This is a genomic window from Kitasatospora purpeofusca (genome assembly GCF_036010405.1).
In the GTDB taxonomy this organism is placed as follows: Bacteria; Actinomycetota; Actinomycetes; order Streptomycetales; family Streptomycetaceae; genus Kitasatospora; species Kitasatospora purpeofusca.
Map to the genome: position 1 here is coordinate 9,008,122 of NZ_CP108561.1, position 18,197 is coordinate 9,026,318.

General features: G+C 72.3%; 18 protein-coding genes, 1 tRNA gene and 2 pseudogenes. 11 read left to right on the top strand and 10 right to left on the bottom strand.

Translation table 11 applies throughout. The annotated features are described in order from the left end of the window. Nucleotides 1-41: 41 nt before the first annotated feature. Nucleotides 42-2,741 (top strand): MXAN_6230/SCO0854 family RING domain-containing protein, encoded by a 2,700-nt coding sequence (locus OG715_RS39155; protein ID WP_266272459.1) that lies wholly within the window; start codon nt 42-44, stop codon nt 2,739-2,741. Between the two features lie 54 nt (nt 2,742-2,795). On the opposite strand, the gene OG715_RS39160 is transcribed toward OG715_RS39155, so the two are convergent. Further along, nucleotides 2,796-3,122 (bottom strand): hypothetical protein, encoded by a 327-nt coding sequence (locus OG715_RS39160; RefSeq protein ID WP_266272457.1) that lies wholly within the window; start codon nt 3,120-3,122, stop codon nt 2,796-2,798. A gap of 188 nt (nt 3,123-3,310) precedes the next feature. Here OG715_RS39160 and OG715_RS39165 point away from each other — a divergent pair, with 188 nt between their 5' ends. Both OG715_RS39165 and OG715_RS39170 read left to right on the top strand, forming a co-directional pair. Then, a complete protein-coding gene (locus OG715_RS39165) occupies nt 3,311-4,162 on the top strand; it encodes a helix-turn-helix domain-containing protein (RefSeq protein WP_266272456.1) in 852 nt (283 codons plus the stop codon). Between the two features lie 13 nt (nt 4,163-4,175). Beyond that, complete coding sequence (locus OG715_RS39170) at nt 4,176-4,373, top strand: DUF397 domain-containing protein (RefSeq protein WP_266272455.1); 198 nt, start codon at nt 4,176-4,178, stop codon at nt 4,371-4,373. A 26-nt stretch (nt 4,374-4,399) separates the two neighbouring features. Here the strand turns inward: OG715_RS39170 and OG715_RS39175 are convergent, their stop codons facing one another. Continuing rightward, nucleotides 4,400-5,122 carry an HAD family hydrolase gene (locus OG715_RS39175; RefSeq protein WP_266272454.1) on the bottom strand — a complete coding sequence of 241 codons (723 nt, stop codon included), beginning with the start codon at nt 5,120-5,122 and terminating at the stop codon, nt 4,400-4,402. Nucleotides 5,123-5,241: 119 nt separating this feature from the next. On the opposite strand from OG715_RS39175, the gene OG715_RS39180 reads away from it, so the two are divergent. From OG715_RS39180 to OG715_RS42565, 3 genes and pseudogenes are all read left to right on the top strand, one after another. Further along, nucleotides 5,242-5,697: a carboxymuconolactone decarboxylase family protein gene (locus OG715_RS39180; RefSeq protein ID WP_266272452.1), complete on the top strand. Its 456-nt coding sequence runs from the start codon at nt 5,242-5,244 to the stop codon at nt 5,695-5,697. A gap of 214 nt (nt 5,698-5,911) precedes the next feature. Further along, nucleotides 5,912-7,369, top strand: a complete 1,458-nt coding sequence (locus OG715_RS39185; protein ID WP_266272451.1) for an MFS transporter — start codon at nt 5,912-5,914, stop codon at nt 7,367-7,369. Further along, a pseudogene (locus OG715_RS42565) lies at nt 7,366-7,845 on the top strand (collagenase); the annotation flags it as partial. The gene OG715_RS39185 and the pseudogene OG715_RS42565, both read left to right, overlap by 4 nt. Before the next feature lie 102 nt (nt 7,846-7,947). Here OG715_RS42565 and OG715_RS39190 read toward each other — a convergent pair. The 3 genes from OG715_RS39190 to OG715_RS39200 form a co-directional block, all read right to left on the bottom strand. Beyond that, nucleotides 7,948-8,157 carry a hypothetical protein gene (locus tag OG715_RS39190; RefSeq protein ID WP_266272450.1) on the bottom strand — a complete coding sequence of 70 codons (210 nt, stop codon included), beginning with the start codon at nt 8,155-8,157 and terminating at the stop codon, nt 7,948-7,950. Nucleotides 8,158-8,260: 103 nt separating this feature from the next. After that, nucleotides 8,261-8,899 carry a DUF6461 domain-containing protein gene (locus OG715_RS39195; RefSeq protein ID WP_266272449.1) on the bottom strand — a complete coding sequence of 213 codons (639 nt, stop codon included), beginning with the start codon at nt 8,897-8,899 and terminating at the stop codon, nt 8,261-8,263. A gap of 112 nt (nt 8,900-9,011) precedes the next feature. After that, entirely contained in the window at nt 9,012-9,926 is a 915-nt protein-coding gene (locus OG715_RS39200; RefSeq protein ID WP_266272448.1) for a NucA/NucB deoxyribonuclease domain-containing protein, read from the bottom strand. On the opposite strand from OG715_RS39200, the gene OG715_RS39205 reads away from it, so the two are divergent. Further along, on the top strand, nt 9,925-10,125 hold the full coding sequence (locus OG715_RS39205; protein WP_266272447.1) for a hypothetical protein: 201 nt from the start codon (nt 9,925-9,927) through the stop codon (nt 10,123-10,125). The genes OG715_RS39200 and OG715_RS39205 overlap by 2 nt on opposite strands. A gap of 572 nt (nt 10,126-10,697) precedes the next feature. Here OG715_RS39205 and OG715_RS39210 read toward each other — a convergent pair. From OG715_RS39210 to OG715_RS39220, 3 genes and pseudogenes are all read right to left on the bottom strand, one after another. Next, nucleotides 10,698-11,226, bottom strand: a pseudogene (locus OG715_RS39210) (transposase); the annotation flags it as partial. A gap of 237 nt (nt 11,227-11,463) precedes the next feature. Next, on the bottom strand, nt 11,464-11,799 hold the full coding sequence (locus OG715_RS39215) for an ArsR/SmtB family transcription factor (RefSeq protein ID WP_266272446.1): 336 nt from the start codon (nt 11,797-11,799) through the stop codon (nt 11,464-11,466). Nucleotides 11,800-11,888: 89 nt separating this feature from the next. Then, entirely contained in the window at nt 11,889-12,041 is a 153-nt protein-coding gene (locus tag OG715_RS39220; protein ID WP_266272445.1) for a hypothetical protein, read from the bottom strand. Between the two features lie 111 nt (nt 12,042-12,152). Between OG715_RS39220 and OG715_RS39225 the strand changes: the two genes are divergently transcribed. Beyond that, nucleotides 12,153-12,572, top strand: a complete 420-nt coding sequence (locus tag OG715_RS39225) for a GNAT family N-acetyltransferase (RefSeq protein ID WP_266272444.1) — start codon at nt 12,153-12,155, stop codon at nt 12,570-12,572. A gap of 66 nt (nt 12,573-12,638) precedes the next feature. On the opposite strand, the gene OG715_RS39230 is transcribed toward OG715_RS39225, so the two are convergent. Next, complete coding sequence (locus tag OG715_RS39230; protein WP_266272443.1) at nt 12,639-14,195, bottom strand: FAD-binding protein; 1,557 nt, start codon at nt 14,193-14,195, stop codon at nt 12,639-12,641. A 363-nt stretch (nt 14,196-14,558) separates the two neighbouring features. On the opposite strand from OG715_RS39230, the gene OG715_RS39235 reads away from it, so the two are divergent. From OG715_RS39235 to pgm, 3 genes are all read left to right on the top strand, one after another. Beyond that, a tRNA-Tyr gene (locus tag OG715_RS39235) sits at nt 14,559-14,638 on the top strand. An 87-nt stretch (nt 14,639-14,725) separates the two neighbouring features. After that, complete coding sequence (locus OG715_RS39240) at nt 14,726-15,025, top strand: YciI family protein (protein WP_266272442.1); 300 nt, start codon at nt 14,726-14,728, stop codon at nt 15,023-15,025. A 228-nt stretch (nt 15,026-15,253) separates the two neighbouring features. After that, a complete protein-coding gene (gene pgm / locus OG715_RS39245) occupies nt 15,254-16,906 on the top strand; it encodes a phosphoglucomutase (alpha-D-glucose-1,6-bisphosphate-dependent) (protein ID WP_266272441.1) in 1,653 nt (550 codons plus the stop codon). Between the two features lie 124 nt (nt 16,907-17,030). Here pgm and OG715_RS39250 read toward each other — a convergent pair whose 3' ends face one another. Further along, on the bottom strand, nt 17,031-18,068 hold the full coding sequence (locus tag OG715_RS39250; protein ID WP_266272440.1) for a PASTA domain-containing protein: 1,038 nt from the start codon (nt 18,066-18,068) through the stop codon (nt 17,031-17,033). Nucleotides 18,069-18,197 lie beyond the last annotated feature (129 nt).

Genomic DNA, 18,197 nt, shown 5'->3' on the forward strand with positions numbered 1-18,197 from the left:
CTTCTTCAACCTCTCTGCCTCGTTCGTGGGGGTCCTTCCGCATGCCCCGAGCCATCACGGCTCCCTTCGACAGCGATGTCGACCTCGATCTCGGTTCCTTCCTCCTCCGCCGGCGCGGCGCCGTCTGTGTGGCCCCCGGCGACCTTCTCCCCGATGCCGACCCGTGGAGCACCCGCGGCCTGGTGGCGCTGGACGCCGATCTGGCGAGGCGCGGGTATCTGCTCACCAGTGAACTGCGTTCGGCACTGGCCAGGTTGTCGCCCTCGGGGCTGGCCGAGGCCGGTGACGGGCTGCTCGCCCGGATCGACCACCTGCTCGGCGCGGACCGGGAGCACGTGCCGCTGTTCCGCCGCTTCCCCGACGCCGTGCCCGACCACGCGCAGCTGTTCTTCACCCGGCAGATCCGGGCGTTCCTGCTCAACCAGCCCCGGCAGCCGTGCGCCCACTGCGGCCGCCGCGGCGCCGAGGCCGGGATCGGCGCGCTCGCGCCGTGCGCGCACCTGCTCTGCGCCGGCTGCTTCGACGGGCTGACGGCACAGGGGCGGGGCGAGCACTGCCCCACCTGCGGGACGCCGCTGGGCGCGGGCACCTACCTGCCCGAGGACAACCGGATCGGCCGGAAGGCCGCCGAGGAGTTCGGCGGCGAACGGGCCCTGCGGCCGCTGCGACTGATCACGGCCGACCAGGTCACCGCCGCGATGGGCGAGTTCGACCGGCTGCTCGCCCGCCGCACCCCGCTCTCCCCGCAGGACCGCGAGGACCTGACCGCGCTGCTCGCCCACGCGCCGCAGGACCTGCCGCGGCGGCTGCCCGCGCAGATCCCCGTCCGGGAGACCAAGGCCACCGTCCTCGCCGCCCTGCTGCGCCGCAGCGGCGTGGACGCGCTGCCGATCCTCTCCGAACGGATCGACACCGCGACCGACGTGCTCCGGCTGCTCTGGGCGTGGTCCGGCGCCGAGCCCGACCTGCTGCCCGCGACCGCCCGCCGGCTGCGGCTGAAGGGCCTGCCCCGGCCGGTGCGCCGGGGCCTGCTCGACATCCTGGAGGGCCTGGACCCGACGGCACTCGTCGAGGACCTGCGCCGCCACCGCTCGGCCTGGCTGCGCGCGGGCGAACTGCTGCACCCGTACGAGCACCGGCGGCGCCTCCCCAACGTCACCACGGCGTTCGTGGTGCTGAGGGGGACGGACCTCCGTACCCACGAGGTGGGCCGGGAACACGCCGAACCACCGGCCGGGCCGCTGCGCGTGGTGAGCACCGGCGAGCACACCCGGCTGGGGTTCACCGGATTCGCCGGGCGGGTCGAGACCCTGCTCGCCGCCGGGGACACCGGGGGCGCCCTGCGGGTGCTGGCCGCACGGCCGGGCGAACTGGTGCGCAGGCTGCACCACGTTCTGCGGACGCATGCCACCGCCGCGCCCGGGACACCGCTCTCCCCGTCCGCGCTGAACACCGTCGCCGCCGCGCTGACCCGCGTCGCCCCCGGGCCGCTGCTCGGCGCGTACGGCGCGCTGCGCGGCACCCGGACGGCGGGGGAGCGGCGGCTGTACTTCCCGCGCGGAACGGTCTCGCTGGCCCACGCCCGGGAGGACCACGGCACCGTGGTGCCCGCCGAACTCGCCCTCCCGGTCGTGGAGTCGATCGAGGCCGAGCTGCTGCGCCGGGGCGGCGCCGACGGTGAGCGCTACGAGCTGGCGCTGCTCGACGAGGGGCTGGGCGAACTGGTCGCGCCGTTCGCCGAGCGCGCCGCCGCCAAGACCCTGGTGTGCGTACCGCGAGGCAGTCGCCAGCGGCTGCCGGCGGGGGAGCGGTTGCGGCTGTTCCTGCACTGGATGCAGCCGGAGGAGCTGCGGGTCGACCTGGACCTGTCGGTGGCGCTCTACGACGAGCAGTGGCGGTTCACCGGCCTGTGCGACTACACCAGCCTGGTGCACGGCGACCGGGCCGCCGTGCACTCGGGCGACTACGTGTCCGCACCGCCGCCGAACGGGGCGACGGAGTTCGTCGACCTGGATCTCGCGCGGTTGGTCGAGACCGGATCACGGTACGCGGTGATGATCGTGTTCAGCTACAACGACGTTTCCTTCGAGCAACTGACCGACGCCTTCACCGGGTTCATGGACCTCGGCGGCGCCGGGTCCGCGGGGAGCCCGCACTTCCACCCCAGGGCCGTGCGGCAGCGACTGGACCTGGTGGGTGACGCCAAGGTCTGCGTGCCGATGATCGTCGATCTGGCCGACCGCCGCTACACCTGGACCGATCTCAACACCGGTGCGGACGGCGGCTTCCACAGCGTCTACCGGCACCAGGCCGAGGTGGGCGCCCTCAGCCGCGACGTGCTGGCGCACTTCTCCCCGGAGAACCGGGCCACCCTCTGGGACCTCGCGGTCGCCCGCGCGGCCGCGTGCACCGACGAGGTGGTGGTGCGCGGGCTCGACGGCGGACTGCGGCACTGGCGGCGCGGCACGGGGGAGAGCGTCGGTGCCTTCGCGGCGCGCCTGGTCGCGCTCCGCGACGAGGACCGGGAATCCACTCCGGCCCTTCCTCAACTCCTGTCCGGGCGGCGAGTGTTCGTCGCGCTCGTGGACGGCGACGTCCCTGCGCCGGAGAAGTTGTCGGGAACGTTGTACCGCCTCTACCCGGGCCCCGTCGACGCCGCGCCGGAGAGCCTTGAGCGCCTGACGGCGGGCGATCTGGTCGCGGGCCTGGCACCAGGGCCGGCCGGGGTCGCCGCACGGTGACCCCGGCCGGGGTACTCCGTCGGTCCCGCGTCCCGGTGCCATGGGTGCTCGCGCTCAAGCGGCTTCGGCCCGGTCCAGTGCGGCGGCGCCGGGTCGAGCGAGCCAGACGAGTCTGGCGGAGAGGCCCGGTCGCCCCGCGAAGAGGCAGAGGGCTCGCTCGGGCGAGGTGAGCGTCATCCGCGTCCGCCCGTCGGCGACGAGGAGATGCGCCCTCCCGTCGTCATCGGTGAACCCCCAGGCCGCAACCCAGCCGTCGGCGTCCTGGCCGCCGGCGTCGTACACCTGGACCACCGCGAACTGCCGGGGTGCGGTGTCGAGTACGAGCTCGCACAGCTCCTGGTCGAAGGAGGGGAGGGAGTTTTGCGACGGCACAGCGGGCATGGAAGTCTCCTGCCTGTGAGGGAGTTGAATGCCGAGCTGCCACCACCAGTGGCAGTTCGCAGCCCTGATGCATCATCAAAAGTAGCCAGTCGGTAGTATGTAGTCCACCGCCTTGAGAGAATCCATGACACTGTCACTCCAAAGGGTGAGCGGGCTCGGCCGTGGCGAGCGAAGGAAGGGAGCAGCGGATGCCGCCCAGCAAGGTCCCGCCGAGCATTCGGCAGCGGCGACTCGGTGCGGAGCTGCGCCGGTTGCGCGAGCAGGCGGGTCTGTCGGTCACGCGGGCCGGGGAACTGCACGGCACCCAGCAGTCCCGCATCAGCAACATCGAATCCGGGGGATACCCGGTGAGCGCGGACCGGGTTCGGGCGCTGGCCCGGCTCTACGGTTGTGCGGACGACGCTCTGGTGGAGGCGCTCACCGGTATGACCGGTGGTCGCACGCGCGGATGGTGGGAGGAGTACCGCGAGATCCTTCCGGCCGGGGCGCTCGACCTGGCGGAACTGGAACACCATGCGGTGTCGATGCGGATCTCATCAGCGATTCACATCCCAGGGTTGTTGCAGACGCCTGAGCATGCCCGCGCGCTCTTCCGGGATGTTGTTCCACTCCTGTCGCCACCTGAAGTGGAGCACCTGGTCTCGCACCGCATCAAGCGGCAGGCGGTGCTTTTCCAGGAACAGCCGATCCCGGTCGCGGCCGTCGTCCACGAGGCCGCACTGCGGGTCGGCTTCGGTGGCCCGGAGGTTGCTCGTGGCCAGTTGGACCACCTCCTGGCCATGAGCGAGCACTCCCACGTCGACCTGCGGGTGATCCCGTTCGGAACCGGAAGCTATCCCAGCTCCGGCGCAGGGATCGTCTACTTTGTCGCGGAGGTTGCGCGACTGGACAGCGTTCAGGTGGATGGGGATCGATCCGAGTTCATCGACACTGAGCCGCAGTTGGTCAAGTATCGAGCTGTGGTGGATCGGCTGGAGGCGAGCGCGCTCAAGCCGGGTGCGTCACGCGACCTGGTCCGCCGAATTGCCCGAAGCATCTGAGACAGGAAGAACTGTGGCTGCTCAAACCTGGCAGAAGTCCTCATTCAGTGGCGACGCCGCGAACTGCATATATCTCGCGGCGGCCGCCGATGGGGGTATCAGGATCCGGGAGAGTGACGAGCCTGACGTCGTCATCACGACGACGGCGGAGAGGCTCCGAGTCTTCATATGCGGCGTCAAGGCGGGGGAGTTCGACCACCTCATGCAGTAGCTGCCACATTCCGCCATCGGCGCGCGTCACCCCGCCAGCTGCCCGGGGAGGTCGGTGAGGCGCTCGATCCGAACTACCGGTTCAGCCGGGGTCGGTGACGGGCCGCCGGTGACGAAGTCGATGCCGCGGTCCAGCCAGATGCCGGTGAGGCCGGCGCGGTCGGCCGCGTGCACGTCGCTCTCCAGCATGTCGCCCACGTTGACCGCCCGGGCCGGGTCGACCCCCATCAGCCGGCAGGCGGCGGCGTAGGCGGCGGGCTTCGCCGTGCCGAGCTCGGTCGGGGTCAGTACGGCTTCGAAGTGCTCCAGGAGGCCGAACCGGGCGAGCTTGGCGCGCTGTTGGCCGGGGTCGCCGTTGGTGAGCACCGCCAGTCGCGGCCCTTCGGGGAGCTTGCCCAGGGCGTCCAGGCAGGGGTGGACGTCGGGGTAGCACTGCCAGGACTCCGCGAACGGCCCGAGGTAGCGCTCGGCGACCCACGCGTCCAGGAGTTCGGATGTCGCCGGGACAGGCTCGCCGAGCGCCGGCAGGAAGGAGCGGACCCGGCGGCGGTGGTGCTCGGCGAAGGAGCACTCCCCGGCCAGGTACTCCCGCATGTGGCGGGCCTCCAGCGCCCACCACAGGGCGACCAGTTCCTCCGCCGGAGCCGTGGCGTCCGGCGCCTCCCGGACGACGTGCCCGATGGTCTCCAGGACGGCGCTCCGGTGGTCGACGAGGATGCCGTCCAGGTCGAAGAAGATCACATCTGTCACCCGGTGATCATCCCGTGCCGCCCGTCCGGGGAAAAGATCCTCCGGGGCTGTCACATTCCTCCGTCGGCGTGCGTCAGTGCAGTGACCGAGCACATGGACGGACGGAAGAGGGCAGATCGATGACCGACGCGCGGATGGCGAACCCGGCTGTGGTGATCCCGGAGGCGCTGCCGGCGATCCTCGGGGTCGTGAAGGCGGCGAAGAAGGGCGGCGTGCCGGAGAGCGTCTTGGAGCTGGTGCACCTGCGGGCGAGCCAGATCAACGGGTGCAGCTACTGCGTGGTGGGCGGCGTCGCGAGTGCGAAGAAGAACGGGGAGACCGACGAGCGGCTGCACGCGGTGGCGGCGTGGCGGGAGGCGCCGTTCTTCACGGAGGCCGAGCGGGCCGCGCTGGAGCTGTCGGAGCACGTGACGCGGCTCGCGGACCGGGCCGTGGTGCCGGACGAGGTGTGGAACGCGGCGGCGGAGCACTTCGACGAGAAGCAGTTGGCCTCGCTGGTGCTGTGGATCAGCCTGACCAACTTCTTCAACCGGATCAACGCCACCACCCGCCAGCCCGCCGGCGACACCTGGTAGGCGCGGCTGCCCGGAGCTCGCTCGCGGTCGGCCGGAGCGCCGGCCGGCCGCGAGCGAGCATTTGCGCCGGGCGCTTCCCCGAGCGGTCTGCCGCCCAAGGCGCCCCCGCAGCAGTCCCGTTCGCAGGGAATCGGTGTTGCTTGAAGGTCTGACTGTACGTGAATATACGTACAGTCAGACCGGAAGCCTCACCGAGACCGAGGAGCACCTCCGCATGCCCGTGACACCCCTCAGTCCCGCCCGCCTGGGCTGGACGCTGGTTCTGCTGGCCCTGGGGCAGGCAGTGTTCGCCCTGGACCTCAACATCGTCTTCGTCGCCCTGCCCGAGATCGGCACCGACCTCGGCTTCCCCGGGCAGACCCAGCAACTCCTGGTCAGCGCCTACGTCGTGTTCGCCGGGGGCTTCCTGCTGCTCGGCGGTCGGGCCTGTGACCTGCTCGGGCGGCGGCGGGTGTTCGTCGGCGCGCTCGTGCTCTACGCACTGTCCTCGCTCGCGGGCGGGCTGGCCCGGTCGCCCGAGGTCATCGTGGCCGCCCGGATCGTGCAGGGGATCGGCGGGGCACTGCTGCTCCCGGCGATCCTCTCCCTCGTCAACACCCTGTTCGAGGAGGGGCCGCGCCGCAACCGCGCCCTCGCCGTCTGGGGCGGCGCCGGCGCCAGCGGGCTGACGCTGGGGGCGCTGCTCGGCGGGGTGCTCACCGAGGGCTTCGGCTGGCCCGCCGTCTTCTTCGTCAACGTGCCGCTGGCCGGTGCCATCGCGGTCGCCGCCGTGTTCGTGGTCCCGCCCGACCCGGCCCGGACCGAGCGTCGCCGCTTCGACCTGCCGGGCGCGCTGACCGTCACCGCAGGTGCCACCCTGCTGGTCTTCGCGCTGGTCGAGGCCCCCGAGCGAGGCTGGGCCGACCTGTGGATCCTCGGCTCGCTCGCTGCCGCGCTCCTCCTGCTGGCCGCGTTCGCCCTGGTCGAGACCCGTAGTGCGGACCCGCTGATGCCGTTCCGGCTGTTCCGCAACCGCAGCCTGAGTGCCGGTGCGGCGATCACCTTCCTCTACATGGCGACCTTCGGTGTCCTGCCGTACTTTCTCACCGTGCTGCTCCAGAGCGTGCACGGCTACAGCGCCCTGGAGACCGGGCTCGCGTTCCTCGTCCCCTCGCTGGCGATCGCCGCCGGCACCCAGCTCGGCGAGCGGCTGACCACCAGGGCCGGCCTGCGGCCCACCCTGCTCGGAGGGTTCGCGGTCGGCGCGGTAGGGACCGCCGCCCTGGCAGCGGGCTTCGACGCCGACGCCGGCTATCTCGCGCTGCTGCCCGGGCTGGTGGTCTCCGGTCTCGGTCAGGGCGTGGTCTGGACGGCCATGTGGATCGCCGCCGCGGCGGGCACCGCGGCTGAGGAGCAGGGCATCGCGAGCGGCGCCGCCTCGACCACCATGAACCTCGGCAACGCGATCGGCCTCGCGCTGTTCACCGCCCTCGCCGACGCGGGCAGCGACGGCCTGAGCGGCCGGGAACTGGCTCGCGCCACGGCGGACGGCGGGTTCCTTGTGGTCCTGCTCGCGGCGGCGGGGATGCTACTGGGCCTGCTCCTCGCCCTGGCCCTGCGACCGGCGCGCGCGGACGCCCGTTCCGCCCCGACGGCGGTCGCCCCCGACTGCCCCACGGCCGTGTCGGGTTGAGCGGGCGGACCGGGGTCGGACGGGACTTTTGCCGTTCGGCCCCGGTCTGTTCGGCAACACTATTACCCGGCCTTCCAGGCAAGGTCCGGCCGCTGGTCGAGGCTCTGCTCGACAGCTCGTCGATGACCGGCGCCACTGCCCCGCTGTGGGTCGGCACCGCCAGTACGGCAGCCTACTTCGACGAGGGCCGGTGCGCCTCCTACGGCGTCTGCGACCTCGCCAAGCGTCTGACCGAGGCCGCACTGCCGATCAGGCAGACCTGCAACGCAACCCCCACCTCCTGGCGCAGGACCTCACGGCGGCCGAACTCGCCGCCGTCTGCGCCGATCTCAGGGGTGAGGACACCTTCTTCCACAACCTGGCGTGACAACGGTCCCGTCCCCGGCCGGCACGAGTCGTCGGTGCGGGTCGTGGTCTTCGCGAGTCGGGCCGACCACCGGACGTACGTCGGCCCGATCTACGGTGCGAACACCGCCAACTGCGGCACCACCCAGACCCTGACCGTCACCAACGCCATTGAGAGGGCGTTCTGCGAGTGTCGGTGGGTCTCGTCGTGCTTGAAGGCGGGTTGTCCGGTTTCAGGGCTTCACGACCGGCCGGAAATGCGGTGCGCCGGTGCGCTGGTGGGCGTGGGTGGACGTGCTCCGTACCCGAGCGACCTGTCGGATGACCTCGCCCTCGTCCGCCACCCCCTCGATGACGAGGGCCGGCAGCCCCGAAAACACCACGCTCACAAGCTCGTTGACATCACGCACATCATGCCAATGACCGACGTCACCCTTCGTCACCCACCGATTACGGGACAGAGCCTTTGGCTGTACAGACCCCATTCTGGCGGGGTGGAGGTCGAGGCCGGTGGTGTCCCGAGCGGTGGCGTCCTGCGCCGGCGGGTCAGGGGTGCGGGGGAAGCCCTGGGAGGAGGCGGCCGAGCCCCTGTGAGGACGCGTCCTCCGGGGCTGCGGGGGCGCGGGAGGAGAGTGGCGCCCGTCGCTCCGGAGGCAGGTACGCGGTGGGCAGGGGGCCTTCCAGGACGTCGCCGTCGATGTGGACGCCCAGGTACGCCTGGACGCCCTCGGCCGCCTGCGTGGCCGTGGAGCGGTCCGGGAGCACCTGGACCGCGTCCCACAGCGGGTGGTCCGGGCCGCTGCGCAGCGTCGACGGGAAGCCCGCCTCGAAGGACTCGATCCGTACGCCGTCCCGGTAGCGTTCGAGGGTGGTCATGCCGTTGACGCTGTACAGCTGGACGGCCTCGGTGCCTGCCGACAGGCGTGAGAGCACGGCCTCCTTGAAGCCCTCGGGCTCGCCGCTCTCGTGGCAGAACGCCCACTCCCCGTCCCCGAGGACACCGGTGCGCAGGACGACGCCTCCCTCCGCGATCGGGAGGGTGGTGCGGGCCTGCTGCAGCGTCAGCTCCCGGACCGGTTCGGCGGCTGCCCCGTAGGCGTCGAGGACGTGTGCGGGGCCGCGGTGGCGGGCGAAGGTCAGGCACACGATGATGTCGTGCGCCCACCAGGGGTCCTGCGTGGTCATCGTCGCGATCCTCTTTCTGCCGGGCCGTTCGTTGTCGGGGCTCCGCGGCCGCGCCCGGGGGACAGGCCCCCGGGCGCGGCCACGGTGTCGTTCGGGCCGGGACCCGTGGACGTCAGGTCGTCCAGGAGACGGTGAACGCCTCGGTGTCGATCAGGCGCTGCGTCTGGACGAAGCTGCCGTACTTCCCGCCGGCCGCCTTGTTGACCGGGAGCGGGACGTGGCCCCGCACGCACGACTCCTTGTACGTGACCGGGTGTCCGGTCGTCTCACGGAACGTCCAGTTGCCGTTGGTGAGTTGGGGGACGATCTCGGCGCACAGCCCGCCGTTCGTGCCGCCCTGGTACGTCCCGGCGAAGGGGAACTCGTCGCAGCTGTCCTCCGGGAACGCGACCGGGTCCAGCTGGGCGAACGGCACCGTGCTCTGCGCGCCGCAGGTGCGCTTGCGGTTCGGCTCGCTGTCGCCCTTCAGTCGCGTGAACTGCTTGGGCATGTTGGGCAGGTAGTTCAGTGCGAAGGCGTAGGTCGCGGCCGCCGCACCGTAGTCCGTCAGGGAGTAGGACAGGTCGGGCCGGACGTCGGCGTAGACGCATCCGGGCGAGCCCTTGCCTGGCTCGTGGACGGCGTTGTCGCAGCGGACCTTGCGCGGATTGGTCCAGTTGACGTTCGGCTGCAGGGGGATGGTGTTGTCCTGCGTGACGTACATGTGGTAATCGTTCGCCAGGGAGTCGACAGCCCCGACGGCGGGCGAGTCCGAGTACAGGACCGTACCCTGCGCCGACGTCCCGGGCGTCAGCGTACGGGCGCCCGCCCAGGGCTTGGCCGCGCCCATCTGGCAGGGCGCCGTACAGCTGGCGTCGAACGCGATGTTGAGGCTCGGCACGTTGCTGGTCGAGGACACCATGGTGACCGTCACCAGTTCGGTCCACATCGAGCTCGTGGCGCTCAGCGACATGCTCAGGTTGATCTTGAGTTGGGCCGAACCGATGGCGGTGCCCTTGTCGTCGCGCAGCGTGTAGGTCGTGGTCATGTCCTTCAGGCACGACCCGAACCGCTCGTACGACCAGTACCCCGCGCTGCCGATCGAGCACGTCCCGGCACCGTCCTGCGTGCTGCTGACGGCCTCGGAAACACTCCTGCGACCCGCCGGGCCGTCGGTGACCTGCACGCACTCGGCCGCCGCACCCGCCTTCCCGGGCGCCGACCCCACGGCCACCTCCGTGCACTGAACCCCACCCGGCTCGGCCTTCACCGACAGGTCCTGCCGGTCCGCGGCGATCACCGCCGTTCCCGGCCCCCCGATCCCCGGCAGACCCGCTGCCCCGGTGCCCGACTGAGCCGCCGACATGCCACCCGAAGCGACGACGAGCGAGACCGCGGCCGCCATCGATGCAGCCAGGGCGACCAGGCGCCGACCATGACGTTTCATCAACTTCCCTCCCCAAGAAGGCGCGAGTGCCATCAGTGGCACCAGCTGTCACTTGGGCACACGGGTCGCAGCGCCCAGTGGGTTCACCCGGGTGGCGCAAGGGGCGAGAACAAGACAGAGATACAGAACCGGTGGACGCGGATGGTGTGAGTGGACGTTAAGTCCGTTTCTGGTAGCGGCCGCGTCCGGGTTGAGCGAGGAAGCCTTGGCGGGTGAGGCGTCCGAGGCGGCTGCGGGTGATGTTGACGGACGCCTCTTCGGTGGGCATGCCGAGGAGTTCGTGCAGCTCGCGTGCCCGGAATGCCTGGTCGGGATGCTGGTTGAAGGCGTTCACGATGGCCTGGTAGGTGGTGTTCGTCAGACGCATCCCGCACCGCTCGGAGACCCGGTCGAGCCGGGCGGCGCCGGCGGCGTTGTCGGGGGCGGAGGCGGCCAGGACGACGACACCGGTGATCAGCCCCATGACGTCGACGGCCAGTCCCCGCTTGCGGCCCGACACCTTCTTGTTCGCGTCCAGTCCCGTCGTGGTCGTCGCAACACCGGCGGCCGCGCGGACGGACTGGGTGTCGATGATCACGAGGGACGGGTCCTCTGATCGGCGGTCCCTCTCCCGAACCTGGCAGCGCGGGAGTTCCTGGATCCACTGGTCGAGCCCGTCCTGGCGCCACAGGCCGAAGTAGTAGAACACCGCCGACCAGGACGGCAGGTCATGGGGCAGGTAGCGCCACTGACAGCCCGTCCGGTTCTGGTAGAAGACCGCGTTCACGATTTCCCGCATGTCCTAGGCGCCCTGGTGGCCGCTGACCGAGGTGTGCCGGCCCTTCCAGGACACGATGACCGGCCGGATCAGCTCCCAGGCCTCATCCGACAGGTCGCTCGGGTACGGAACACGTCCACCCACGCCCACCAGCGCACCGCGTTTCCGGCCGGTCGGGAAGCCCTAAAACCGGACAACCCGCCTTCAAGCACGACGAGACCCACCGACACTCGCAGAACGCCCTCTGAGGGCTACCGCTTCATCTCCCTCTACGGCAGGACCGCCTTCAGCGGCGTCACCGTCACCACCCAGTACTGACAGGCGGGGAACGGGTCCGGGGCGGGCGGTGGAGGCACCGGCCGCCCCGGACCCGTTCCCGGGTCACTCCGCCGGCGCGCGCCGCTCGTCGTCGCGGGCACCGGAGAGGACGGCGTCGAGCAGGCCGGGGTAGCGGGCGTCGAGGTCCTCGCGGCGCAGCAGGAGGAGGTTCTCCCGGCCGGACGGCAGCTGGTGGATGACGCCGCTGTCGCGCAGTACCCGCCAGTGGTGGGTCATCGTCGACTTCGCGGTGATGCCGATCGCGGTGAGCACGCTCCCGCAGTTGTGCGCGCCGCCGCCGTTCAGGACCCTGACGGCGGAGAGGCGGACGGGGTTGCCGAGGGCGGTCAGGACGTGTTCGATCCGGATCTGCTCGCGGTCGGGGTGGCGGTAGCTCATGGCCCCACCGTAACGCGGGGTGTGCGTCGGTCGGCCCGCACCGTCGCCCCAAGTGGACGAGGGGGAAGCCGGGTTGCGAGGATGTGGGGTCACGGTGCCGCGGCCCTGGTCGGCGCGCCGGTCCGGGCGCTCCGGAGGGGGCGGCCGGGGGCGGCCGCACCGGGTGCTGCGAGCAGCGCGGCCAGGGCGCGCCGGAGCGGGGTGGGGCCGATCTTCGTGCGGAGGTTCTCGCGAGGGCTCATACCCGTGAACGACCGGCCGGAGGGTCCGTGCGGTTGCGCTGCCCCGGCCTCCTTGCCCGATGGGGAACCCGCGCAGCGGGGGCGGGGCGGCCGACAGGTATGCTGTAATGCATGAATAGCAATATTGACCCTTACGAGGTGCGGGCCGGTGTGCCCGACGTGGCGACCTTCCGGCGGCTGCGGACGGCGTCCGGGATGAGCGACCGCCCGGCCGCGGCGGTGGCCGCCGGGCTGCCGAACACCTGGTTCGGGGTGACCGTCGACTTCGGGGGCGCGCCGGTCGGGATGGGGCGGATCATCGGCGACGGCGGTGTGATCTATCAGATCGTCGATGTGTGCGTGCTCCCCGAGCACCAGGGGCGCGGGCTGGGCAAGCGGATCATGGCGCGGCTCACCGCCGAGCTGGAGCGGCGCGCGGAGAAGGGCGCGTACGTGTCGCTGATCGCCGACGGGGAGGCGCACCGGCTGTACGCCCAGTACGGGTTCGTGGGGACGGCCCCGGCCTCGCTGGGGATGCACCGCCTGGTGTGAGCCGGTGCGGCGAGATCCGGTGCGGCGCGACCCGGTGCGGCGCGCGCGCCGCACCGGGTCGCGGTGTCAGGAGTGGATGCCCTGGCCCGGGGTGAGGATCCCGGCCGGGTCGAAGCGGCGCTTGGCCGCCACCACGCGCCCCCACCGGGAGCCGTAGTGGTGGCGCCAGTCGGCGTGGGTGACGTCCGGGATCGCGCCGATCAGGTACCGCTTGCCGCCCAACTGCACCGCCCGGTCGTACAGCCGGCGGTTGCGCCGCAGCGCGGCCGCGTGGTCGGCGCCCGGGAACGGGAACGACAGCAGGTCGAAGTGGAAGCCGACCGGCTCGTCCGGCATCACCGTCATCGGACGCGTGAACACATCGGTGCGGAACGGGTAGAAGAGCAGCAGGCCGGCTCCCAGGTCCTCCGGCGTGAGCAGCGCGGTGGCCTCCCGCATGAACGTCTCGGTGGCCGAGGCGGGCAGGAACAGGCTCATCCAGGGCTTGGGCTGCGACCAGAGCCCGGCCCCCTTCAGGAACCCGGCGAAGGCGTCCACCCGGTACGCGTACTCGCGCGCCGTCTGGTCGGTGAAGGTCGTGTCGGCCGCGACGCAGCGCAGGCCGCGCACCAGCTTCGCCCGGTCCGGCGCGGCGGTGCCGTCGTAGTGGACGACGCCCTCCACCTTGTAGCGCCAGCCGGTCCCGGCCGCGTTGCGCGACACGTCGCCGACCTGGAGGTCGAACCGCCGCTCCAGCATCACCTTCTTCTGGTCCGCGAGGTAGGCGCCCAGGTCGTCGTAGAACAGGTTGAGGACGAGCGCCCGCTCCCGGGCCCGCACCAGGCGCAGGGTGGCGCGGACGATGAGCCCGGCCTGCCCGCCGCCGCCGAGCACGGCCTCGAACAGCTCGCGGTTGGCGCTCGCCGAGGCGGTCACCAGCTCGCCGGTGCCGGTGACGACGTCCACCGACTCGACCGTGTCCACCTGGAAGCCGTAGCGCTGCACACCGCCGCCGATGCCGCCGACGCTCAGCGTGCCGCCGACCGACAGGTGCAGGTAGTCCGTCAGGCTGGGCGGCATCCAGCCCTTCGCGAGTGCGGCGTCCGTCAGCTGCGCCCAGGTGACGCCCGCCTCCACGACGGCGCGGCCGGGGGTGATCCGGATGATCCGGTCCAGGCCGCGGGAGTCGATCGCCACGCCGCCGCGCACGCCGGCCTGGCCGTAGCTGGAGTGCGACTCCAGCTCCGCCGCGTCGCCGGTGCCGCTCTGGCCGTTCATCGCGACCGGGATGCGGTGGCGGCGGGCGAAGCCGACCAGGGTGGCGACGTCGCGTACCGAGCCGGGCCGCAGCACGGCGCGCGGGGCGGCGGTCACCAGGTGTCCGAAGTCCCCGCCGAACCGGGCCAGGGTGGCGGTGTCGGCCACCAGGGTCCCGTCCAGGTGCGGCAGCCGCGCGAGCGCGTCCGCGCCGGAAGCGGTGCCGGCGGCGGCGTCGGAGGCGGCCTCGGAGGCGGTGGCGGAGGCGGTGGCGGCCTCCGGGTCGGCGGCCTCCACGGCCCAGGAGCGGCCCACCGTGTTCCATCCGACAACGGTGGCCGCCGCACCGACGATCACGCTGCGGCGGGGCAGAGCTGACTTGCTCATTTCAGATTTCTCCGATCAATCGTCATATGAGCAGTGTTGTATCGCAGTCCGGACGTCCAGGGGCACCGCCGGGAACGGACCGGTTCGGTGACGGTCGGTCCGGCGGTGCGGCCCGGCGGTGCGGTCCGTCCGGAGTACGGAGAGTGGTCTACACCACATTGGGGGTCGGGGGTGGGGATCCGGACACCCCTCGGGCCCGCCCGACACGCCCGCGACCAGCGCGGACGGCCCTGCGGAGCAGTTCGGGGGCGGACGGCCGGTGGCCGGAAACCCGGTTGTCCGGCACCGGTGCCCCGGGGGAGAGTGGAGCTGTCGGGATCAAGGAACAACAAGGAACGGCAAGGTACGGATCCCGACGACCGAGGGCGAGCTGGGCCTGGGAGAGCCCAAGGGCCCGTAAAGCCCCCGCTTCGGCTGTGATGGTTCGAATCCATCCTCGCCCACCCTCGGACCGCGGCGGCCCCGTGCCGCGTCCTGCCCGCCGGATCCGTCCGATCCGGCGGGCAGGCCCTCCGGATAGGCTCGGGCGCATGTTTGTGCTGGAACTGACGTACACCGTGCCGCTCGACCGGATCGACGCCCGCCTGCCCGATCATGTGGACTGGCTGAACCGCCACTACGCGGACGGGACCTTCCTGGCCTCCGGGCGCAAGGTGCCCCGGGACGGCGGCATCATCCTCGCGGCGGGCGAGGACCGGGCGGCGATCGAGGCGCTCGTCGGCACCGATCCGTTCTCCGTCGAGGGCCTGGCGACCTACCGCGTCACGGAGTTCCTCGCCACCGTCGTCGCCCCCGTCCTGGAGTCCCACCGGCAGAAGCTCCCCGACTGAGGCCCCTTCGGCCCGCGGGCGGACCCTCCGCGAGGCGCCGTTCCGTCCGTGCGGTGTCCTTCGGGTGACGGCGCGGCGCCGAGGCGGTGTCGATGGGGAAACGGCGGGGCACCTCCCCGCCCCGGTTCGGCGACCGGTCGTGCACTGGCTACGATCGGTGAGCACGGGGCAAGGAAGCGCCGGGCCGCAGGCCGGGCGCACGGCGAGACATTCCAGTGGGAGAAGACGATGGCACACGCACGGGCCGGACAGCCGGCGCAGCCGGGCGACCTGGTGGACGTGGCGCGGCTGGTGACGGCCTACTACACGCTGCACCCGGACCCGGAGGAGCCCGGCCAGCGGGTCGCGTTCGGCACCTCGGGCCACCGCGGCTCCTCCCTGGACGCGGCCTTCAACGAGGACCACATCGCCGCCACCACCCAGGCGATCTGTGAGTACCGGGCCGTCGAGGGCATCACCGGGCCGCTGTACCTCGGCGCCGACACCCACGCGCTGTCCGAGCCGGCCAGTGCCACCGCCGTCGAGGTGCTGGCGGCCAACGGCGTGACCGTCCTGCTGGACAGCGCCGACGGGTACACCCCGACCCCCGCCGTCTCGCACGCGATCCTCACCCACAACCGCCGCAGCCCGCAGTCGCTCGCGGACGGCATCGTCGTCACCCCGTCCCACAACCCGCCCCGCGACGGCGGCTTCAAGTACAACCCGCCGAGCGGCGGGCCCGCCGGCTCGGCGGCCACCGGCTGGATCCAGGACCGCGCCAACGCCCTGATCCGCGAGGGCCTGCGCGGCGTCAAGCGGGTCCCGTACGCCCGCGCCCTGGCCGCGGCGACCACCGGCCGCCACGACTACCTCACCTCCTACACCGAGGACCTCGCCTCCGTCCTCGACCTGGACGCGATCCGCTCGGCCGGCCTGCGGATCGGCGCCGACCCGCTCGGCGGCGCCTCCGTCGCCTACTGGGGCCGGATCGCCGAGACCCACCGCCTCGACCTGACCGTGGTCAACCCGGTCACCGACCCGACCTGGCGCTTCATGACGCTGGACTGGGACGGCAAGATCCGGATGGACTGCTCCTCGCCCGCCGCGATGGCCTCGCTGATCGCCCGCCGCGACGAGTACGCCATCGCCACCGGCAACGACGCCGACGCCGACCGGCACGGCATCGTCACCCCGGACGGCGGCCTGATGAACCCGAACCACTACCTCGCGGTCGCCGTCGACTACCTCTACCGCCACCGCGCCGACTGGCCGGCCGACGCCGCCGTGGGCAAGACGCTGGTGTCCTCCTCGATGCTCGACCGGGTCGCGGCCGACCTCAAGCGCGGGCTGGTCGAGGTCCCGGTGGGCTTCAAGTGGTTCGTCGAGGGCCTGCTGGAGGGCTCGATCGCCTTCGGCGGCGAGGAGTCGGCCGGCGCGTCCTTCCTGCGCCGCGACGGCGGGGTGTGGACGACGGACAAGGACGGCATCCTGCTCGCCCTGCTGGCCGCCGAGATCACCGCCGTCACCGGCCGCACCCCGAGCCAGTACTACGGCGACCTGACGGACCGCTTCGGGGCCCCCGCCTACGCCCGCGTGGACGCCCCGGCGGACCGCGACCAGAAGGCGCTGCTCTCCCGGCTGTCGCCCGAGCAGGTCAAGGCCGGCGACCTCGCGGGCGAGCCGGTCACCGCCGTGCTCACCGAGGCCCCGGGCAACGGCGCGGCCATCGGCGGCATCAAGGTGTGCACCGAGAACGCCTGGTTCGCCGCCCGCCCGTCCGGCACCGAGGACGTGTACAAGATCTACGCGGAGTCCTTCCAGGGGCCCGAGCACCTCGCCCGGGTCCAGGAGGAGGCGCGGGAGCTGGTCAACGAGGTGCTCGCGGGGTCGGCCCCGGCCTGACCGTCCACGACCCGGCCTTCGGTGCCGGGTCGAGCCGAGCTGAGCTGTTGCGCCGCGGCCCGGTGGGGTGCACCCCACCGGGCCGCGGCGTCTCGCTGTGTTCCGGCGGGCGGTGGGTCGCGGCTCAGCGGAGGACGGGTCTGGTCGCGAACCAGAGCGTGACCGGTGCGTCCAGGGCCACCACCGTGCCGGCGGCCGGGTCGGTGCGAAGCGCCTGGTTCAGGGGCTTGGTGCCGTCCTGTTCGCTGAAGACCGTGACCTTGGTGAAGTGGAGGTCCCGGAGCAACTGCTCGGCGTCGGCGCGGGTGAGGCCCGCGACGGCGGGGACCGGCGCCCGCCCGTCCGAGACCCGCAGGACGACGGTCGCGCCCGCCGGGACCTCGGTGCCCTCGACCGGCCCCGCTGTGGAGGTGCCCCTGCCCCTACCGAGGCCGAGCACCACGACGACCGCCACCAGCACTGCCACGACCGCCATCAGGACAGCGATCACCAACGGTCCGCAGCCACCGCCGGTCCGACTGCCGGTCCCACCGTCCGGCTGCCCGGGCCGCTGCGGCCGCCCCGGCGTCGCCGGTCGCCCGCCGCTGCTCCCGCCACTGCGGTTCCCGTCGTCGCGACCCCGGACGCCGTCATGATCCAGGTCGACGTCGAGCTGCCCCGGCACGTCCACCGCGAACGCCGCGCAGGCCGCCCCCTGGTGGGCCGAGGTCGCGGCCACCCGCAGCGCGACACCGAACCGCGAGGGCAGCGCACCCTGCGCCCGGCCCACCACGTCGGCCGCCGGTACGCCGAACCGGGAGGCGATGTCGAGGGCCGGCCCGACCAGGTCCAACGGCACGGTGTACCGCAGTTCGATCCGGCGGGTCGCCCCGGAGGCGAGCGGCGCCCCGGCCGCGCGTCGGTCGAAGTCCAGCCGCCCCCGGACGGGTTCGACCGGTTCGAGGTGGAAGCCCGTGGCGCGGGGCCCGGAGTTGCACACGAGCAGGTCCACCAGCACCGTGCCACCGGCCACCCCGAACCGGCGCTCCGGCTCGCACCAGGCCCGCACCCCGGCGTCCGCCCCGGCCCGCAGATCAGTGCCGCAGTACTCGCCCGGGCAGTAGACGCCGAGCCGTTCGACCCCGTCCGTCCGGGTGCCGCACAGTTCGCAGTACAGCGCCATGGTCCCCCCTCGTCCCGGGCCCGCCCCGGAGGTACCCGGCCGTCCGCCCCGGGAACCGTCACCGCCCGGACCGGGACCGGCCCGTGACCGGTCGACCGCTGACCCGTCATCACCCGTTCGAGGGTGGCG